This is a genomic window from Tangfeifania diversioriginum, assembly GCF_900141875.1.
GTDB classification, from domain to species: domain Bacteria; phylum Bacteroidota; class Bacteroidia; order Bacteroidales; family Prolixibacteraceae; genus Tangfeifania; species Tangfeifania diversioriginum.
The window spans coordinates 79629-97919 of record NZ_FQZE01000019.1; the positions used below are offsets into that span (position 1 = coordinate 79629).

At 42.1% G+C, this 18291-nt stretch carries 22 protein-coding genes; all 22 read left to right on the forward strand.

The genetic code is table 11. The annotated features are described in order from the left end of the window. Entirely contained in the window at nucleotides 1-1191 is a 1191-nt protein-coding gene (locus tag BUC07_RS12735; RefSeq protein ID WP_073170055.1) for a GDP-L-fucose synthase family protein, read from the forward strand. Between the two features lie 122 nt (nucleotides 1192-1313). Next, complete coding sequence (locus BUC07_RS12740) at nucleotides 1314-2285, forward strand: Gfo/Idh/MocA family oxidoreductase (protein ID WP_073170057.1); 972 nt, start codon at nucleotides 1314-1316, stop codon at nucleotides 2283-2285. A 619-nt stretch (nucleotides 2286-2904) separates the two neighbouring features. Further along, complete coding sequence (locus BUC07_RS12750) at nucleotides 2905-4167, forward strand: ATP-binding protein (RefSeq protein ID WP_073170098.1); 1263 nt, start codon at nucleotides 2905-2907, stop codon at nucleotides 4165-4167. A 387-nt stretch (nucleotides 4168-4554) separates the two neighbouring features. Continuing rightward, nucleotides 4555-5877 carry an ATP-binding protein gene (locus tag BUC07_RS12755; RefSeq protein WP_217652695.1) on the forward strand — a complete coding sequence of 441 codons (1323 nt, stop codon included), beginning with the start codon at nucleotides 4555-4557 and terminating at the stop codon, nucleotides 5875-5877. A gap of 213 nt (nucleotides 5878-6090) precedes the next feature. Beyond that, nucleotides 6091-6315 carry a hypothetical protein gene (locus BUC07_RS21130; RefSeq protein ID WP_073170059.1) on the forward strand — a complete coding sequence of 75 codons (225 nt, stop codon included), beginning with the start codon at nucleotides 6091-6093 and terminating at the stop codon, nucleotides 6313-6315. A 154-nt stretch (nucleotides 6316-6469) separates the two neighbouring features. Next, nucleotides 6470-6715, forward strand: coding sequence for a hypothetical protein (locus BUC07_RS12765; RefSeq protein WP_073170061.1), 246 nt, complete (start codon nucleotides 6470-6472; stop codon nucleotides 6713-6715). After that, the gene (locus BUC07_RS12770) at nucleotides 6697-7101 is read left to right on the forward strand and encodes a type II toxin-antitoxin system VapC family toxin (RefSeq protein ID WP_073170063.1); all 405 of its coding nucleotides are present in this window, start codon (nucleotides 6697-6699) and stop codon (nucleotides 7099-7101) included. The genes BUC07_RS12765 and BUC07_RS12770 overlap by 19 nt, the downstream gene beginning before the upstream one ends. A gap of 177 nt (nucleotides 7102-7278) precedes the next feature. Further along, complete coding sequence (locus tag BUC07_RS21475; protein ID WP_262509498.1) at nucleotides 7279-7407, forward strand: hypothetical protein; 129 nt, start codon at nucleotides 7279-7281, stop codon at nucleotides 7405-7407. Nucleotides 7408-7542: 135 nt separating this feature from the next. Continuing rightward, the gene (locus BUC07_RS12775; protein ID WP_073170066.1) at nucleotides 7543-7770 is read left to right on the forward strand and encodes a hypothetical protein; all 228 of its coding nucleotides are present in this window, start codon (nucleotides 7543-7545) and stop codon (nucleotides 7768-7770) included. Continuing rightward, entirely contained in the window at nucleotides 7767-7925 is a 159-nt protein-coding gene (locus BUC07_RS12780) for a type II toxin-antitoxin system PemK/MazF family toxin (RefSeq protein WP_083578244.1), read from the forward strand. The genes BUC07_RS12775 and BUC07_RS12780 overlap by 4 nt, the downstream gene beginning before the upstream one ends. Before the next feature lie 515 nt (nucleotides 7926-8440). Next, nucleotides 8441-8653 carry a hypothetical protein gene (locus BUC07_RS12785; RefSeq protein ID WP_139279574.1) on the forward strand — a complete coding sequence of 71 codons (213 nt, stop codon included), beginning with the start codon at nucleotides 8441-8443 and terminating at the stop codon, nucleotides 8651-8653. 315 nt (nucleotides 8654-8968) lie between these two features. Continuing rightward, nucleotides 8969-9214 (forward strand): hypothetical protein, encoded by a 246-nt coding sequence (locus BUC07_RS12790; protein WP_073170070.1) that lies wholly within the window; start codon nucleotides 8969-8971, stop codon nucleotides 9212-9214. Between the two features lie 13 nt (nucleotides 9215-9227). Continuing rightward, a complete protein-coding gene (locus BUC07_RS12795) occupies nucleotides 9228-9488 on the forward strand; it encodes a Txe/YoeB family addiction module toxin (RefSeq protein ID WP_073170073.1) in 261 nt (86 codons plus the stop codon). Nucleotides 9489-9979: 491 nt separating this feature from the next. Further along, nucleotides 9980-10453 (forward strand): endonuclease domain-containing protein, encoded by a 474-nt coding sequence (locus BUC07_RS12800; protein WP_245792707.1) that lies wholly within the window; start codon nucleotides 9980-9982, stop codon nucleotides 10451-10453. A 293-nt stretch (nucleotides 10454-10746) separates the two neighbouring features. After that, nucleotides 10747-11784, forward strand: coding sequence for a polysaccharide biosynthesis protein (locus BUC07_RS12805; protein ID WP_083578245.1), 1038 nt, complete (start codon nucleotides 10747-10749; stop codon nucleotides 11782-11784). A 47-nt stretch (nucleotides 11785-11831) separates the two neighbouring features. Next, entirely contained in the window at nucleotides 11832-12272 is a 441-nt protein-coding gene (locus BUC07_RS12810) for a cupin domain-containing protein (protein WP_073170076.1), read from the forward strand. A 61-nt stretch (nucleotides 12273-12333) separates the two neighbouring features. After that, a complete protein-coding gene (locus tag BUC07_RS12815; RefSeq protein ID WP_073170078.1) occupies nucleotides 12334-12705 on the forward strand; it encodes a GxxExxY protein in 372 nt (123 codons plus the stop codon). A 65-nt stretch (nucleotides 12706-12770) separates the two neighbouring features. Beyond that, complete coding sequence (locus BUC07_RS12820) at nucleotides 12771-13931, forward strand: polysaccharide biosynthesis C-terminal domain-containing protein (protein WP_073170080.1); 1161 nt, start codon at nucleotides 12771-12773, stop codon at nucleotides 13929-13931. 318 nt (nucleotides 13932-14249) lie between these two features. After that, nucleotides 14250-15746, forward strand: a complete 1497-nt coding sequence (locus tag BUC07_RS12825) for an RNA-binding domain-containing protein (RefSeq protein WP_073170082.1) — start codon at nucleotides 14250-14252, stop codon at nucleotides 15744-15746. 167 nt (nucleotides 15747-15913) lie between these two features. Next, a complete protein-coding gene (locus tag BUC07_RS12830; RefSeq protein ID WP_073170084.1) occupies nucleotides 15914-16306 on the forward strand; it encodes a GxxExxY protein in 393 nt (130 codons plus the stop codon). Nucleotides 16307-16473: 167 nt separating this feature from the next. After that, nucleotides 16474-17649: a non-hydrolyzing UDP-N-acetylglucosamine 2-epimerase gene (wecB, locus tag BUC07_RS12835; protein WP_073170086.1), complete on the forward strand. Its 1176-nt coding sequence runs from the start codon at nucleotides 16474-16476 to the stop codon at nucleotides 17647-17649. A gap of 75 nt (nucleotides 17650-17724) precedes the next feature. Continuing rightward, a complete protein-coding gene (locus BUC07_RS21135) occupies nucleotides 17725-18075 on the forward strand; it encodes a hypothetical protein (RefSeq protein ID WP_217652696.1) in 351 nt (116 codons plus the stop codon). The last annotated feature ends 216 nt before the right edge of the window (nucleotides 18076-18291 follow it).

An 18291-nucleotide genomic window follows, 5' to 3' on the forward strand; every position in this document is an offset into this window, starting at 1 on the left:
ATGGAACACAACAGCAAAATATACATAGCAGGCCACCGGGGGCTCGTAGGTTCTGCCATCTGGAAAAAACTGCAACAAAAGGGATACACCAACCTGGTTGGAAAAACTCACACGGAACTCAATCTCCTGGACCAACATGCAGTTGAACAGTTTTTTGCCGATGAAAAGCCGGAACATGTTTTCCTGGCAGCAGCCAAAGTGGGGGGCATTATGGCCAACAATACCTACCGCGCCGATTTCCTGTATGAAAACCTCGTGATTCAGAACAATGTTATCCACAACGCCTGGAAATACGGGACTAAAAAACTACTGTTCCTGGGAAGTACATGTATTTACCCGAAAAATGCAGCGCAGCCTATGAAAGAGGATGCACTCCTCACATCTCCGCTGGAATATACCAATGAGCCTTATGCCATTGCCAAAATCGCCGGCATCAAACTCTGCGAAAGCTACAACCTGCAATACGGCACCAACTTTTTGTCGGTAATGCCTACCAACCTTTATGGCCCCAATGATAATTTTGATTTGGAAAAATCACATGTGTTGCCGGCTCTGCTTCGCAAAATTCACCTTGGCAAATGCCTCGAAAACAGCGACTGGAAATCCATTGGGCACGACCTCAACAAACGCCCGATAGAAGGAATTGACGGTGAAGCTTCAAATAACAAAATAGTAGATGTACTGAGTAAATATGGAATTGTCATTCCAAATGAAAAGAGGAATCTCCTGCAACCGGGCAGCAAGCAACCTGGACCAGATCCCGCGCAGAGACACGGAATGACAGCGCCTGTTAGCGTGGAAATCTGGGGAACCGGAACCCCCCTCCGCGAATTCCTCTGGAGCGAAGAAATGGCCGATGCCTGCATTTACCTCATGCAAAACATCAACTTCACAAACGTAGCCCTATCCTCGGCCCAATTGGAGAAGGGGGGTACAGGGGGATTGACTTCGGAAACCCGGAACACCCACATCAACATCGGCACCGGCAGGGAAATCTCCATCAAAGCGCTCGCTGAATTAATTGCCAAAACTGTGGGGTTCAAAGGTGACCTGCTTTTTAACTCATCCAAACCCGATGGTACGCCCCGCAAACTTACCGATGTGTCGAAACTCCATGCCCTCGGATGGCACCATGACATCGAAATTGAAGAAGGGATAAAAAAACTGTACCACTGGTTTACCACAGATTAGTAAACGGGGAACGGAAGTAACCTTCCGGCGGGTGCTACACCTGGCAGTCAGTGAAAAATCTGCCAGCAGGGGCAACCCACCACTTTTAGCACTCTGATAATAAAAAACAAAAACAACAAATTATGAAAAACTTCATCCTTATCGGTGCCGCAGGCTACATTGCCCCGCGCCATATGAAAGCCATTAAAGACACTGGCAACAACCTCATTGCAGCTCTCGATCCGTACGACGGTGTAGGCATTATGGACAGCCATTTCCCCGAAGCCGATTTTTTTACCGAGTTTGAACGGTTCGACCGCCACGTGGAGAAACTGCGCCGCAAAGGTACGGGCATCGATTACGTGAGCATCTGCTCGCCCAACTTTCTGCACGATTCCCACATCCGTTTTGGGTTACGTAATGGCGCGGATGTCATTTGCGAGAAACCCATTGTGTTAAATCCCTGGAACGTGGAAATGCTGAAAGAGATTGAAAAGGAGAGCGGTAAAAATATCTACAACATTTTGCAGCTACGGTTGCACCCGAGTGTGGTGGAACTGAAAAACAAAATTGACAGTGGCGATCCCAATAAGATCTACGATGTGGATTTGAGCTACATCACCTCCCGCGGACACTGGTACTACACCAGCTGGAAGGGCGATGTAAGCAAATCGGGTGGTGTGGCCACCAACATTGGCGTACATTTTTTCGATATGCTCACCTGGATTTTTGGCGACATAAAAGAGAACACGGTGCACCTGCACGAACACGACCGCGCTGCCGGGTTCCTGCACCTCGAAAAAGCACGGGTACGCTGGTTCCTGAGCATCAACTGCGATACTCTGCCGGAACCGGTAAAAGCCAAAGGGATGCGCACCTTCCGTTCCATAACCGTAGATGGCGAAGAGTTTGAGTTTAGTGGCGGGTTCACTGAACTGCACACCCGCAGCTACGAACATATTTTACAAGGTAACGGTTTCCGTATTGGCGACACCCAAAAAGCCATCCAAACCGTGTTCGACATCCGAAATACCACACCCCGCGGATTAAAAGGCGATTATCATCCGCTGGCCGGGTTGCCGCTGGCAAAGCATCCGTTTGAAGCAAACAAGTGAAAAACGGTTAAGACTGTTAGCCTGGTAGTCTGTTAGAAATGTTAACAAGCTAACCTGATTTACCCTGTGAAATAAAATCAAAGTTTTTGATGTGTAGCATCATTTCACGGGGTGAATCCCGTGGAATAAATCGGAGATTTAACGCAAAGCGATTATTTCACGGGCCCCACACCCTTTAGTACAACATTTATGAAGATGATTATATTTGGTGTCGGGTGATGATGGTGGGATTAAATCCTGAAAGAATACTGCAAGGCCTAATGCAACTGTAAACCCAAAAAACCGGCGAAGAACGGAATTTCAGTTTGGTCGGCGATTATTCCATGCCAAATGTGAGTGAAAAGGTGGTAAGGATTATTCTGGGATATGTTGACTATATTAAACGTACCGTCTGGAGCGTGTAGTTACACAGAGTAACACTGTGAAACAGAAAAAACGTGTAATCTGTGTTCAATTTCCCCTCACTCCGGGTTCAACTGAAGTATATTAATGTTTTCAAGACAATATATGTTTGCCAAATACGGAAGTAAAAATGCGCCAAACGCGGAAGTGTAAGCTTGCCAAATCCGGAAGTAATACGATATTTGCAGCAAATGAAAAACATTTTAATATAAGCAGAATGAACTATTTGTCAAGATTATGCGATGCTGAATTGCAATTGGCATTACAATCTGCAGGTGCGGTGCTCATTGAAGGGGCTAAATGGTGCGGAAAAACAAGTACTGCAAGCAACGCTTCACGCAGTGTGCTGTTTATGCAAGACCCCGACAATGCAAGGTCGTACCAGGCTATGGCCGATACCAAAGCATCTTTACTTCTCAAGGGAGAAACACCACGACTGATAGATGAGTGGCAAATGGCTCCCGTATTATGGGATGCTGTTCGGTTCGAAGTGGACAAAAGAGCTGAACCAGGCCAGTTTATTTTAACGGGGTCAGCTGTACCTTCAGACAATGTTACTGCACATACCGGTACAGGTCGGATATCGCGCCTGATGATGCGCCCCATGAGCCTTTTTGAGTCTTTTGAGTCGAACGGCGCAGTATCATTGCGCGCATTGTTCAATGGTGAACAGGAGGATGCAGGGGCGATGTCGGATTTAAGCATCGAAAAAATTGCTTTCGTTTTGTGCCGGGGCGGCTGGCCCGCAAGTATTAAGATGCCCGATGCTCCGGCTTTGCGAATGGCATTGGATTATGTGGAAGCAGTAATAAACTACGATGTGTCGCAGGTTGACAACATAGAGAAAAATCCCGACAGGGTGCGTTTGCTGTTGCGTTCCCTGGCTCGTAACATCACCACCTCAGCCACCTATCAAACCATTAGTGCCGACATGGAAGCAACCGACTTAACCATATCCGACAAAACAATAAGCGCCTATTTGAATGCACTGCGCCGCATTTTTGTGGTAGAAGATCTACCGGCATGGTCACCTTCGTTACGCTCAAAAACAGCCATTCGAACTTCAGCAAAAAGGCATTTTGTCGATCCGTCTGTTGCCACTGCAGTGCTGCGAACAAATCCCGAAGGTATTTTAAACGACTTTCAATATTTTGGTTTCCTGTTTGAAGCCTTGTGTACCCGCGACATTCGGGTTTATGCGCAAACAAACGATGGCGATGTGTTTCATTATCGCGATAAAAGTGGCCTGGAGGCCGATTTGATTGTGCGCCTTCGCAATGGCCGGTGGGCCGCAATAGAAGTGAAACTTGGTAAAAAACAAATTGACGAAGCTGCTGAAAACCTCCTGGCGCTCAAGGCCCGGATCGACGAAGATAAAATGGGCGAAGCTTCGTTTCTAATGGTCATCACCGGCGGGCAATATGCTTATCGGCGGAAGGATGGCGTTTGGGTGGTCCCCATCGGATGCCTGAGGAATTAAACTTAACCTTATTAAAAATCAGTGCAAATCAATAGAATGTTATTGTAAAACCGGCGAAACAAGAAACTTCCGGCAGGTGGCCGACTACTCCATGCCCAATGTGAGTGATAAAGTAGCCCGGATAATCGTAAGCTATACCGATTATATTAAACGAACGGTTTGGAGCGAAGAATAGAACGCTGATAACCACAGTACGCTTCGCTATGTGGCAGGCAGAGATTTGGCAGAGGAACACAGATGAAGAAATCAGGGTTAATCAGCGCGTTGCACCGGCAACCTGCGTCCAAATAATCAGCTTAAACTGCGTTCCATTAAAAGTAACCAGCATAAATTCGTAAAATTCACGTGTCGCCCGAGCAACCTGCGTTCCATTAAAAAAACAGAACAATGATGAAAGAATCACAAATATCAGAATTCAAAGTGAGTTGGCGCGATGAGTACCTAAAACATTTATGTGCTTTTGCAAATACCCAGGGGGGCAGGCTATTCATTGGAGTTGCAGATAATGGAAGTGTGGTAGGCGTAAAGGAAATTAAGAAATTACTTGAGGATATACCCAACAAAGCAATCAACTATCTTGGGATCATCGTTGATGTGCATTTAATTGAAAAAGACGGAAAGGAGTATCTCGAAATAGTCATCCCGCAAAGCAGTGTTCCCATTGCTTACAAAGGAATTTATTACGTTAAAAGCGGAAGCACAAAACAGGAATTAAAAGGCGTGGAACTTCAGCACTTTATCTTGAAAAAAACGGGGCGAACCTTTGATGAACTACCTGCCGAAGGTGCTGAATTTAGCGATATTGATGAAAAAATAGTCCGAAAGTTTCTTCGAAAGGCCATCAAAGCAAACCGTCTTTCTCCTGAAGCCGAACCCGATGATCTGCAAAATGTTGTTTCAAACCTGAAACTCATTACAGAATCAGGTAAACTTAAAAACGCCGCGATACTCATGTTCGGTAAAGACCCTCTTCGGTTCTTTAGTTCTGTAACTTTTAAAATTGGCCGTTTTGGCGATAGTGATCATGATCTGAGATTTCAGGATGTAATCGAAGGCAATATTTTTGAAATGCCCGATAAAGTAATCGAAACCCTCCGTGCCAAATATCTTGTATCACCAATCAGGTATGAAGGCTTACAGCGCATTGAAGAATTGGAGTATCCTGAGGATGCTCTAAGGGAAGCTATCCTGAATGCAGTCATCCATAAAGACTACACAGGCGTTCACATACAGTTGAGTGTTTATAACGATAAAATTATCTTGTGGAACCCTGGAAAGCTTCCGGTAGAGATAGCGGTTGACGATTTGAAACGTAAACACCCCTCTATTCCCCGGAACAAATACATTGCAGATATTTTCTTTAAGGCTGGCTACGTAGAAGCATGGGGCAGGGGGATTCAAAAAATTATAAGTGGTTTTATTAAGGCCGGACATCCGGAACCAACATTTGAAGAATTGGCCGGGGGTATGCAAGTGACACTATATAAAAGTGTGGAGAAAAGTGTGGAGAAAAGTGTGGAGAAAAGTGTGGAGAAAATAGTCCTGTTAATTGAAAACAATCCCAAAATTACGCAAATAGAATTAGCTGAAGCAACCGGGCTTTCGCGGCGTGGGGTTGAGAAAAATATTACTAAACTGAAAAAAGAAGGTAGAATAATACGCATTGGCCCGGCCAGAGGAGGACGATGGGAGGTAAAGAAACAGAAATAAAACGGTTTTGAAATCCACGTAGCGAAGCGTACTGTGGTTACCTGTCCAGCCTTTTGGCAGATCTGCATTCCCAAAAAATAAACCATGAACATCCTTAATTTAATAGGCCACGATAAAGAACTCTTCTCCGATGATATTGCCAGCCACGAAAAAGAACTTTCTGAATTTATTGTTTTTTCATAACAAAGCACAGATTGCCACATTGTGGTCCCTTTGGGACAAATCTGCGCAAGCGAGGGTTCTTCCCGGTTTCTAATAATTGGCGGTGCAGGTTCCATCGGACAGGCCGTTTCCAAAGAAATTTTTAAAAGCAAACTGCGAAAAGCCATCCAAACCGTGTTCGATATCCGCAATGCCACACCCCGGGGGTTAAAAGGCGATTATCACCCGCTGGCCGGGCTGCCGCTGGCAAAACACCCGTGTGAAGCAAACAAGTGAAAAACTGTTAAGACTGTTAGCCTGTTAGGACTGTTAACAAGCTAACCGGATTGGAATAAAATCAAAGATTTTAATGCGAAACATCATTCCTCAGGATTTTTCCGTATTTTGTAAATGTACTTTTATTCGTTAAATTTGAAACAAAATTTGAAAAATGGAAACGATAATCACAATAAAAAAAAATAAACCTGCATATAAAGCACTCATCCTCATTGCCAAAGAGTTGGAAAAAAATGACCACATTTCAATATCAATTAGCGAAGGAGTTCAAAAAAAGGAATATCCCAATTTTATTGCCCCTAAAAGAGAGGCCAGTGCCCCGTTTAATCTTTTTGAACATTTGTCAGATTTTCCAACATTAATTGAGTTAAGAAAAAAAGCATGGCCCAAGGTCTCATAATAGTTGACAGTTGTGTCTTTATTAAAGCATTCAGGAAGGATACCCAGGCAAGAAATGACCTTAAAAATATTGAGGGGAGAACTGCATATTCAATTATAACTCAACTGGAATTGCTTATCGGGGCAAATACCAAAACAAAAAAAGAAGCAATTACCGAAATTTTTGAATCTTACTATGGAATTCCTGTAAATGCTGAAATTTCTAAAAAAGCAGTTCAGATTATGCAAACATATATATCCGGACAACAAGTTTTATCTGTTCCCGATTGTCTCATTGCAGCCACTGCATTAGTCACCGGTTTCCCGCTGTTAACATACAACACCAAAGATTTTAATTTTATCAGGGGCCTTCAACTTTTCAATCAAAAAGATAACAAGAAAAAATGACAACGAATTGGTGACATCCGGCTCTCATTCCGGTCCTCCCGATAGCTGTCGGGGAAAAACCAGCCACCAGCCACCAGCAATTTTACAGTTTTTCAATTTAACCATTTGACAATATTTCAATTTCACAATTCCCTTATCTTTGCCGCCTGAAACCAAACTTCGAAGAACATATTTATCATGAACATCCTCAACTTAATAGGCCACGATAAAGAACTCTTCACCGATGACATTACTAACCACGAAAAAGAACTTTCTGAATTTATTGTTTTTGCAAAACAAAGCACAGATTGCGCCATAGCCTCATAGCGATTCCTATGGAAGGATCGCTTCGCGGCAAATCTGCGCCAGCGGGGGTAACCTCTTTGATTTTAACAACGCTTTTAATACATTTGAAAAAAAATGACACCATTAAAGGTTACTTTAGACAATAAAAATTAATAAATGATGAAGACCTTGGTAATAACACCTAAAAGCAAACAATCAGGAGTTTTTCTTAAAAAACTACTGTCAAAACTTAATGATGTGAAAAGTATTGAAGAAGTGGAAGAAAAAGAAGAAATACCATTTGTTCGTTTATCTGAAAGCTCCCTCGAAAAAGAATGGAGTAGCGAAGAAGATAGTATTTGGGACACATGGGCGCATGAAAAACTCAAAAATACCCGAAAATGACCTTTGCAAAAGGCGACATTGTTATAATTCCTGTCCCATTTACCGATAATAGAGGATATAAACTGCGACCTGCCGTTGTGATTTCAAACGACACTGTACATCAAACCGGCGATGTAATGATTGTTCAAATCACCTCCAAACTGAAAACAAGATAATTTGAGTATTTCTATTATGAATGATGATGTAACAGAGAACTTACCGGTAAAGAGTTACATACGGGTACATAAAATATTTGTCCTTGAGCAACGATTGATCAAGGGCAGGGTATCAAGCCTTATACCCAAAAAATATATTGAGTTAGTTGAACGGATAAATCAAATTATTAAATAGTCTGCTTAAAATTTCCACTAACCAGCACCCAGCAACTTTCTTTAAACTCTGCCCTCTCAATTTCCTTATCTTTGCCCCTGAAAAGAAAAACAACAACCATATAACGCAATAAACATGAAGATTACATTAATTGCCGGTGAGCGCCCGAATTTTATGAAAATTGCACTAATTATTTATGCCATTAAACCCGCTCAAACGGAGATTACCACATTGTGATCCCTTCGGGACAAATCTGCGCCAGCGGGGATAAAGAACTAACCGAAGGAAGGTTTTAAATATTTAATATATATCATTAAATTTGCAACAGTACATTTAGCAGACAACTATGATTACCGTAAAAATGACAAGAGCTGAATACGAAGCATATCTTCTTTACCTGAAAGGTATTGAAGTGATGCGCAATGCAAAAAAAGGTGAAGGCGAGAATTCTTTATTGGATGAATACCTCTCGGATCCCGTAAATGTGAAAGAAATTGAAGCCGGACTTGAGGACATTAAAGCCGGGCGTATTTCTTATATTGACCCCGACAATCTATGGAAAAGTATAAGATAGCCATATTCCGATAAGTGAAATTCTACTTATATACGACACCCAAAAAGCCATCCAAACCGTGTTCGATATCCGCAATGCCACACCCCGTGGGTTAAAAGGCGATTATCACCCGCTGGCCGGGGTGCCGCTGGCAAAGCACCCGTTTGAAGCAAATAAGTGAAAAACGGTTAAGACTGTTAGCATGTTAATCTGTTAGGACTGTTAAAAAGCTAAACGGATTTACCCTGTGAAATAAAATCAAAGATTTTGATGCACAGCATCTACGTATTTTGTAAATGTACTTTTATTGGTTAATTTTGAAATAAAATTGGTAAAATGGAAGCAATATTTAAAATAGAACCCACTGAATTTAATCAAAAATTATTTCAAAATATCAAAAAGATGTTTGAAGGGAAAAATGTTACCATTACTATCTCTACTGAATTTGACGAAACAGACTATTTGAATGCAAATCAGGCAAACAGGAAACATTTGCTCGAAAATCTGGCACAGGAACCAACGGTCAGGTTCACTCCTGAAGAATTTGACCGACACGTTGAAAAGCTTTTGAAAGATTCATAGCCCTTTCTTAAAAATGAGAAACATCACTTTTACACCCGGGGCTTATTCAGATTATATCGCCTGGCTCAAAACAGATAAAAAGCTTTTTATTAAAATAACAAACCTTATACGTGAAGCAGCAAAAAATCCCGGCAAAGGGATCGGGAAACCGGAACTTTTAAAACGTGATTACAGTGGCCATTGGGCCCGCAGAATAAATAAGGAACATCGGCTTGTTTATAAAGCTACAGAAGAGATTGTTAAAATCGTTTCATGCAAATATCATTACAAATAGGTGAAGAACAGACAGACTATGAATCCGCAACCTGTTCAGTGGGCCCCGATTTTCAGGAGCGTAGAGCCTGTCCGGCAGAAAGCGGGAAACTGTCCGTAGGACTCCTTTGGAAAAATACGATGGACGAATTTTTACCCCCCGAAATACAGTGAAGGCGGAGGGGGGGTAAATATTTCTTAACCCCACGCTACCCCTGTCCCCCAAGGGGTGAACCACCCCGCACTCACTGCAAAAAAATTAATACAACTACATTTTAAAATCTAAAAATATACAGTCGAATTTGAGCACTTTCATACTCCCCCTTGGGGGGTGGGGGTAAAAGAAACTGAATGTAAAAAACAAAGCTTTTGATGTGTAACATCATTTCACAGGGTGAATCCTGTGAAATAAAATCACAGATTTTAACGCGAAGCGTTATTTCACGGGGTGACCCCCCCCACACTCATTGCAAAATAGTTTCCATCTACATTTTAAAAATCTAAATATATAAGTTGAATTTGAGCAGCGTGAAACGTCCCCCTTGGGGGTTGGGGGTAAAAAATAATATGAACGAAGAACTTAACAAATCAATGTATTACGGAGCAGTGCCGGCAACGTTTCAGAAGGCAAGACAACTTCGTAATAAAATGACTTCCGTTGAAAAATTACTTTGGGAAAGATTGAAAAGTAAGCAAATTTGTAATGTCCGGTTTAGAAGGCAGCATCCAATAAGCAAATACATTGCAGATTTTTATTGTCATGCTGCCTGCCTGGTAGTCGAATTGGACGGAAAAATTCATTTGAAAAGCAAAGAACATGATAAACAAAGAACAGAAAACCTAAAAGAACTGAATATTAAAGTCATGCGTTTTTCAAATAATGAAGTTGAAAAAAATATTGACGAAGTTTTAAAGCAGATAACCACAGTTGTCAAAAATCGGTTGAATTCCATAAATCCCTCGCTCCCCCTGTCCCCCAAGGGGTGACCCCACACACACTCATTGCAAAATAGTATCCATCTGAATTTTTTAAAATCTAAAATATACAGTCGAATTTGAGCACTTTCATACTCCCCCTTGGGGGGTGGGGGTAAAAGAAACTGAATGTAAAAAACAAAGTTTTTGGTGTGTAACATCATTTCACAGGATTTACCCAGTGGAATAAAAACAAAGATTTTAACGCGAAGCGTTATTTCACGGGGAGAATCTGTTTCCACCTCGCCAAAAAAATCCTCGGACTTTAAACTATCCATTCCAATCAACTAAAAATACACTTGAATATGTTTAAAAACAAAACTTTACTCATCACCGGAGGAACGGGTTCTTTTGGAAATGCAGTACTGAACCGTTTTCTGGACACCGATATTAATGAAATCCGCATCTTCAGCCGCGATGAGAAGAAACAGGATGAAATGCGGCACCGGTTGAAAAGCCCAAAGGTGAAATTTTACATTGGCGACGTGCGCGATAAACGCAGCGTGGATGGTGCCATGTTGGGCGTGGATTACATTTTTCATGCAGCGGCCCTGAAACAGGTGCCTTCGTGTGAGTTTTTTCCCACACAGGCGGTTCGTACCAACGTATTTGGCACTGAAAACGTGCTGGATTCAGCGGTTCAGCATGGAGTGAAGAATATGGTCGTACTCAGTACCGACAAAGCGGCTTATCCCATTAATGCCATGGGAATGAGCAAAGCACTGATGGAAAAAGTGGCTGTGGCCAAGGGCCGCGCCCTGGGTAAAGATGCTGCCACAACAATTTGCTGTACCCGGTATGGCAATGTAATGGCCAGCCGCGGTTCGGTAATTCCCTTGTGGGTGAATCAAATAAAAGAAGGGAAAGACATTACCCTAACCGACCCCAACATGACCCGCTTTATGATGACACTGGAAGATGCAGTGGATTTGGTTCTGTATGCATTTCAGCACGGGGTAAATGGCGACTTGTTTGTACAAAAAGCCCCGGCGGCGACCCTCGATGTGCTGGCTCAAGCGCTCATCGGTCTGTATAAAACCGATACAAAAATAAAGATAATCGGCACCCGCCACGGCGAGAAACTATACGAAACCCTGGTTACCCGCGAAGAAATGGCCAAACACAAGGACATGGGCAACTACTTCCGTATTCCGGCCGATATTCGTGATCTGAACTACGATAAATTTTTTGTTGAGGGCAGGGAAGAAATTTCCAAACTGGAAGATTATCATTCGCACAATACCCGCCGTTTGGATGTGGAAGGAATGCAGGATTTACTTATGAAATTACCCATGATACGTAAAGATATTTTGGGAGAAGAAGTAGTACAATATCCGGATTAAATTATCCCACAGTGTAACACAGTGATACTCTGTGAAACTAAAGTAATATGCCAGAACAACCAACTATCATCAAAGGCGGTGCCTTTTCCGATCACCGAGGGGCCATGCGTTTTGTCAACGATTTCCGCTTCAAGGATGTCAAACGTTTTTATTTGATTAAACACCCCGATCCTTCGGTCGTTCGTGCCTGGCAGGGACACCGGCTTGAGAAAAAGTACTTTTTCCCCGTTGCAGGCAGTTTTGTGGTTGCATGGGTACAGATCGACAACTTCGAAACCCCATCGATGAACCTGGTACCGGAGTACCAAATTCTATCTGCCGGCACTTCCGAAATACTGGCCATTCCGAAAGGTTATGCCAACGGGTTAAAAGCCCTGGAACCTGATTCGGAAATCATGGTATTCTCCGATATGTACCTCGATGAATCAGTGATTGAAAAAGACCGCTACCCGGCGGATTGGTGGCTTGATTGGAATAAATTTCAGTAACCATTCCACAGTGTTCCTCAGAGCCAAACACTGTGTTACACTGTGAAATTTTCTTTAAAAAATGGAAATCAATAAAATTACTCACGAAATCCTGGACTCGGCATACAAAGTACATTCAGCATTAGGCCCTGGATTACTTGAATCAGCATATCAGGCATGTCTTGTATATGAACTGAAAAAGAAAGGTTTAAAAGTAGAAATTGAAAAACCTTTACCTTTAATCTACCAAGAAATTAAACTTGAATGTGGTTATAGAATTGATATCTTAGTGGAAAATCAGGTCGTTATTGAGTTAAAGACTGTAGAAGCGTTTACTGATGTACACACAGCACAAGTACTGACTTATCTCAAACTATCGGGGAACAAAGTTGGCTTACTTCTTAATTTCTATACAAAAAGCTTAAAAAACGGAATAAAACGATTAATTTTATAAAAGAAGTATCACAGAGTAACACTGTGTTAAACACTGAGTGACACTGTGACCCAAAATATTTAAAAATGAAAATAGGCATAACCGGACAATCAGGCTTTATTGGCACACATTTATACAATTACCTCGGACTGCAAGAGGGCATCGAGCGCATTCCTTTTGAAGATGATTTTTTTAAAGACAAATCAAAACTCCAAAGCTGGGTAGCAAAGTGCGATGCAATTGTTCACTTAGCTGCAATGAACCGGCATGGCGATCCTCAAGTTATTTACGATACAAACATTAAATTGGTCAAACAATTGATCTCAGCCTGCGAGCAAACCAACTCCAAACCGCACATCCTGTTTTCTTCCTCAACCCAGGAAGAAAGAGGCAATCCTTACGGCAATTCTAAGAAGGAAGGCAGAAAGCTACTTGAGCAGTGGGCAGAAAAAAACAATGCGCATTTTACTGGTTTTGTCATCCCCAACGTCTTTGGGCCATTTGGAAATCCATATTATAATTCCTTCATCGCTACCTTCTGCCATCAGTTAACCCATGGCGAACAACCAAAGATTGATGTAGATGGTGAAGTGAAATTGATTTATGTGGGAGAGTTGGTTCAGGAGTTCCGGAAAAATATAAAGTTACACAGAGTAGCGCAGAGTGATACACAGAGTAACACTGTGAGTAACACTGCGAAACACTGTGAAACCATAAAAATACCCCACACCAAAGAAATAAAAGTATCAAAAGTGCTAAACTTATTAGAGAGCTACAAAGCCGATTATTTCGACAAGGGCATAATCCCGGATTTATCAAACGAATTTGAAAAAAATCTTTTCAACACATTCCTCTGCTACATCGATTACGAGCGTTTTTTCCCGTTTCCTTTAAAGCTGAACACCGACGATCGTGGCTCATTTGTGGAAACCGTAAAGCTCAACAGCGGTGGCCAGGTAAGCTTTTCCACCACCGTGCCCGGCATCACCCGCGGTAACCATTTCCACACCCGGAAAGCCGAACGGTTTGCCGTGATAAAAGGAAAAGCCCGGATCGACATCCGTAAAATCGGAACAGATAAAGTCCTGTCATTTGAGTTGGATGGCAGCCAGCCCTCGTTTGTGGACATGCCCGTGTGGTACACCCACAACATTACCAACATTGGCAGCGAAGATTTATACACTATCTTCTGGATAAACGAACATTTTAATCCAAAAGATCCGGATACCTATTTCGAAAAAGTGTAAGAGGATCACAGTGTTACACTGTGTTAAACACTGAGTGACACTGTGAAACAAAACAATAAATATGAAGAAATTAAAAGTAATGACCGTCGTCAGTACCCGCTTAACTTTGAGAAAAAACCTGAAATAAAAAGAAAAATAGAACGCAGATTTACCCTGTGAAATTTGCTTCGTATTTCACAGGGCGAACACTGATTAAGCAGATAATCACAGGTTTTCTTATCAGCGAAAATCAGCCCAATCAGCGTGTCGCCCCGGCGACCAGCGTTCCAATTCTTATTAACCAGCGTTCCAATAAAAAAAATCCTTTAATATTGCGCAATGAATATCAGCGAACTGCTTAAAAAGCCGGAAGGCCGGCGACTGGAATTTAAAGAAAAGGTTCCTGCCCGCGCCGATATGTCGAAAACGGTAATTGCATTTGCCAACGACGCAGGCGGAGAAATCTACATCGGTATTCGTAATAATCCACGACAAATAACGGGAATATCTGAAAATGAACTGGTTGAAGTAGAAGAACAAATCAGCAATATCATTTACAACCGTTGTTATCCAACAATATTACCCGATATTTCATTTTTGTCAACCGAAAACAAGCACCTGATAAAGATAACCGTTTATCGGGGAAATATGCCACCTTACTATTTAAAAGAAAAAGGAAAGTTACATGGAACATTTATTCGCGTCGGATCAGCAAACAGACTGGCAGACCGGTCGATTATTGAAGAGTTGGAACGAAAAAGAAGAAACATCTCTTTCGATGGGGAAATTGTACCGGATAAGCCGGCCAGCGAATTGCAAAATCAAACCTTCAAATCATTTTTTAATGAAAAAACAGGTGAAGAGCTAACCGCACAAGTCCAAAAAAAACTGGAACTAATTAAGGAAAACCAGAGAAAAACCTGGCCAACCAATGCATTGGTTCTGTTTTCTGATGATGAACTGCGCAACAGGTACTTTCACTATGCAAAAATCGAGTGTGCTCGTTTTAAAGGTACCGGTACCGATGAGTTTATTGATCAGAAAAGTAGCCAGGCCAATATTGCCATACAATCCGAAGAAGCCTATAATTTCGTTTTACGGCACATCAATAAAGGGGCTACTGTTGAAGGAGTTTATACACAAACACGCTGGGAATATCCCGTGAAAGCAATCCGGGAAGTAATACGAAATGCCGTGGTTCATCGTGATTACTCTTTATCAGGTAAAGACATTAAAGTAGCTGTTTATGATGATATGGTTGAAGTTACAAGTCCCGGTTTGCTTCCTCCATCAATTGACTACAACGAAATGGAAAGTCGTCAGTCGGATGCCCGAAACCGGATTATTGCACCGGTATTCAAGCTTCTGGGAATTATCGATCAGTGGGGAAACGGACTAAAACTAATTGCCGACGAGTTGAAAAAATATCCCGAAATTGATTTTCTTTGGAAAGAAACCGGATTATCCTTTCAGGTTCAGTTTATTAAGAAAAATTACAAAGCTGAAGTCGAAACCAGGCAAGAGTTAGGGCAAGAGTTAGGGCAAGAGTTAGGGCAAGAGTTAGGGCAAGAGCTTAAAGAAAAAACAATGTTTTCTACCATACTTGTAAAATTGAAAACAAATTCATTATCCCGGCAGGAACTGGCAAAAAGTTTTAAAATGAAAAAAGTTTCAGGGTACCTGAACCGAACCTTGAAAAAACTGCTGCAACACCGGTTGATTAAATATACCATTCCCGAAAAACCCAATCATCCGCATCAAAAATTCAGCATTACAAAACGAGGAATGGATTTTATACAACTATTGAAACAACAAAACAAGAATAAAGAAAAATAGAACGCAGATTTACCCTGTGAAATTTGCTTCGTATTTCACAGGGTGAACACTGATTAAGCAGATAATCACAGATTTTCTTATCAGCGAAAATCAGCCCAATCAGCGTGTCGCCCTGGCGACCAGCGTTCCAATTCTTATTAACCAGCGTTCCATTAAAAATATATATCATGAATGAGGATTATAAACACACCGACTTAACTGGTGAAATCATCAACAGATTTTATAAGGTGTATAATACCCTCGGTTATGGTTTTCTGGAAAAGGTTTATGAGAAAGCGCTGAAATATGAATTGGAGAAATTCGGGCTTCTTGTTGAACGTCAAAAGCCAATTAATGTGTTTTATGAAACAGAATTGGTTGGAGAATATTTTGCAGATTTGTTGGTTGAAAACCAGGTTATCATTGAACTGAAAGCAGCAGAAACAATTTGTGAAAAACACAAAAACCAATTGGTGAATTATCTGAAAGCAACTGAAATAGAAGTAGGTTTATTACTTAACTTTGGAAAAAAACCTGAAATAAAAAGAAAGATATTTTCAAACAAGAATAAAGAAAAATAGAACGCAGATTTACCCTGTGAAATTTGCTTCGTATTTCACAGGGTGAACACTGATTAAGCAGATAATCACAGATTTTCTTATCAGCGAAAATCAGCCCAATCAGCGTGTCGCCCCGGCGACCAGCGTTCCAATCTAAAGTATTAACCAGCGTTCCAATCTTTAAAAAAATGAAAAAACTAAAAGTCCTCACCGTCGTCGGCACCCGCCCCGAAATCATCCGTCTCTCGCGGATAATGGCCCGGCTCGACGAATCCGATGCCATTGAGCACATAACAGTGCACACCGGCCAGAATTACGACTACGAACTCAACGAAATATTCTACGACGACCTCGGCATCCGCAAACCCGACTATTTTTTGAATGCCGCCGGGGCCACCGCCACCGCTACTGTTGGGCAAATATTAATCAACATTGAACCCGTTCTGGAAAAAGTGCAGCCCGATGCCTTTCTGGTTCTGGGCGATACCAACAGTTGTTTGTGTGCCATCCCCGCCAAGAAACGCCACATCCCCATCTTCCACATGGAAGCCGGCAACCGCTGTTTCGACCAGCGTGTACCCGAAGAAACCAACCGGAAAATTGTGGACCATATTTCCGACATCAACCTCACCTACAGCAGCATTGCCCGGGAATACCTGTTAAGGGAAGGATTACCCGCCGACCGTATCATTAAAACCGGCAGCCCCATGTTTGAGGTGTTGAACCACTATAGGCCCAAAATCCTGGCTTCTGATGTACTCCCGCGCCTCGGCCTCGAAAAAGAAAAGTACTTCGTCGTCTCTGCCCACCGCGAAGAGAACATCAACAGCGAAAAGAATTTTAACGGACTCATTGAATCGCTCAACCAGATTGCCGAAAAATACAACTATCCCATCATCGTTTCCACCCACCCCCGCACCCGCAAAAAACTGGAAGAGAAAGTTACACAGAGTCACACTGTGTCAAACACTGTGGAACACCGTGAAACTTCTATAAATCCTTTAATTCAGTTTTTGAAACCTTTAGGTTTTTCTGACTATAATGCCTTGCAAATGAACGCCTACGCCGTCCTCTCCGACTCCGGAACCATCAGCGAAGAATCTTCCATTTTAAACATGCGCGCGTTGAACATCCGCGAAGCCCACGAACGCCCCGAAGCCATGGAAGAAGCCGCAGTGATGATGGTGGGCCTGAAACCCGAACGGATTTTACAGGGACTAATGCAATTGCAAACCCAAAAAACCGGCGAAAAAAGAAACTTCCGGCAGGTGGCCGACTACTCCATGCCCAATGTAAGCGATAAAGTAGCCCGGATAATCGTAAGCTATACCGATTATATTAAACGCACCGTCTGGAGCGTGTAGTTACACAGAGTAACACTGTGGAAACACCATGTAACACTGTGAACCAAAATTTATATGTTCCATAAAAAAAACAATATGAATATCTTGCATCTCATAGGCCGCAATAAAGAACTCTTCACCGAAGACATCTCCGGCCACGAAAAAGAACTTTCCGAAATCGTGAGTTCTTCCCGTTTTTTGGTAATTGGCGGTGCCGGTTCCATCGGACAAGCCGTTACCAAAGAAATCTTTAAACGTAATCCGCAAAAAATGCAGCCCACTGTAGCGCCCAACTTTGTGAAACGCTGTGCAACCTTTTCAAAAAACCTCTTTACCTTTTGTCAATTTCAAATGGCTTTTATATATTCATCATCTTTAAAATTGAGTACTTTTCTTGTTCAAAAAGAAAAAACAGAACTAATGAGGCAGGCTCCTTATCTCCTGTAACTCAGAGGGCGGGGCTGTGTAAAGAACCAACAAAAAGCCATACAAACCGTTTACAACATCCGGCACCAGAAACCTCTTGGATTAAAAGGCGAAACCCACCCACTGGCTAAACTGCCGCTAACAAAACACCCGTTTGAGGCAAACAAGTAAAGACTGTTAAGATTGTTAAAAATGTTAGCCTGTTAAAGCTGTTAACAAACTAACAACTCTAACAGC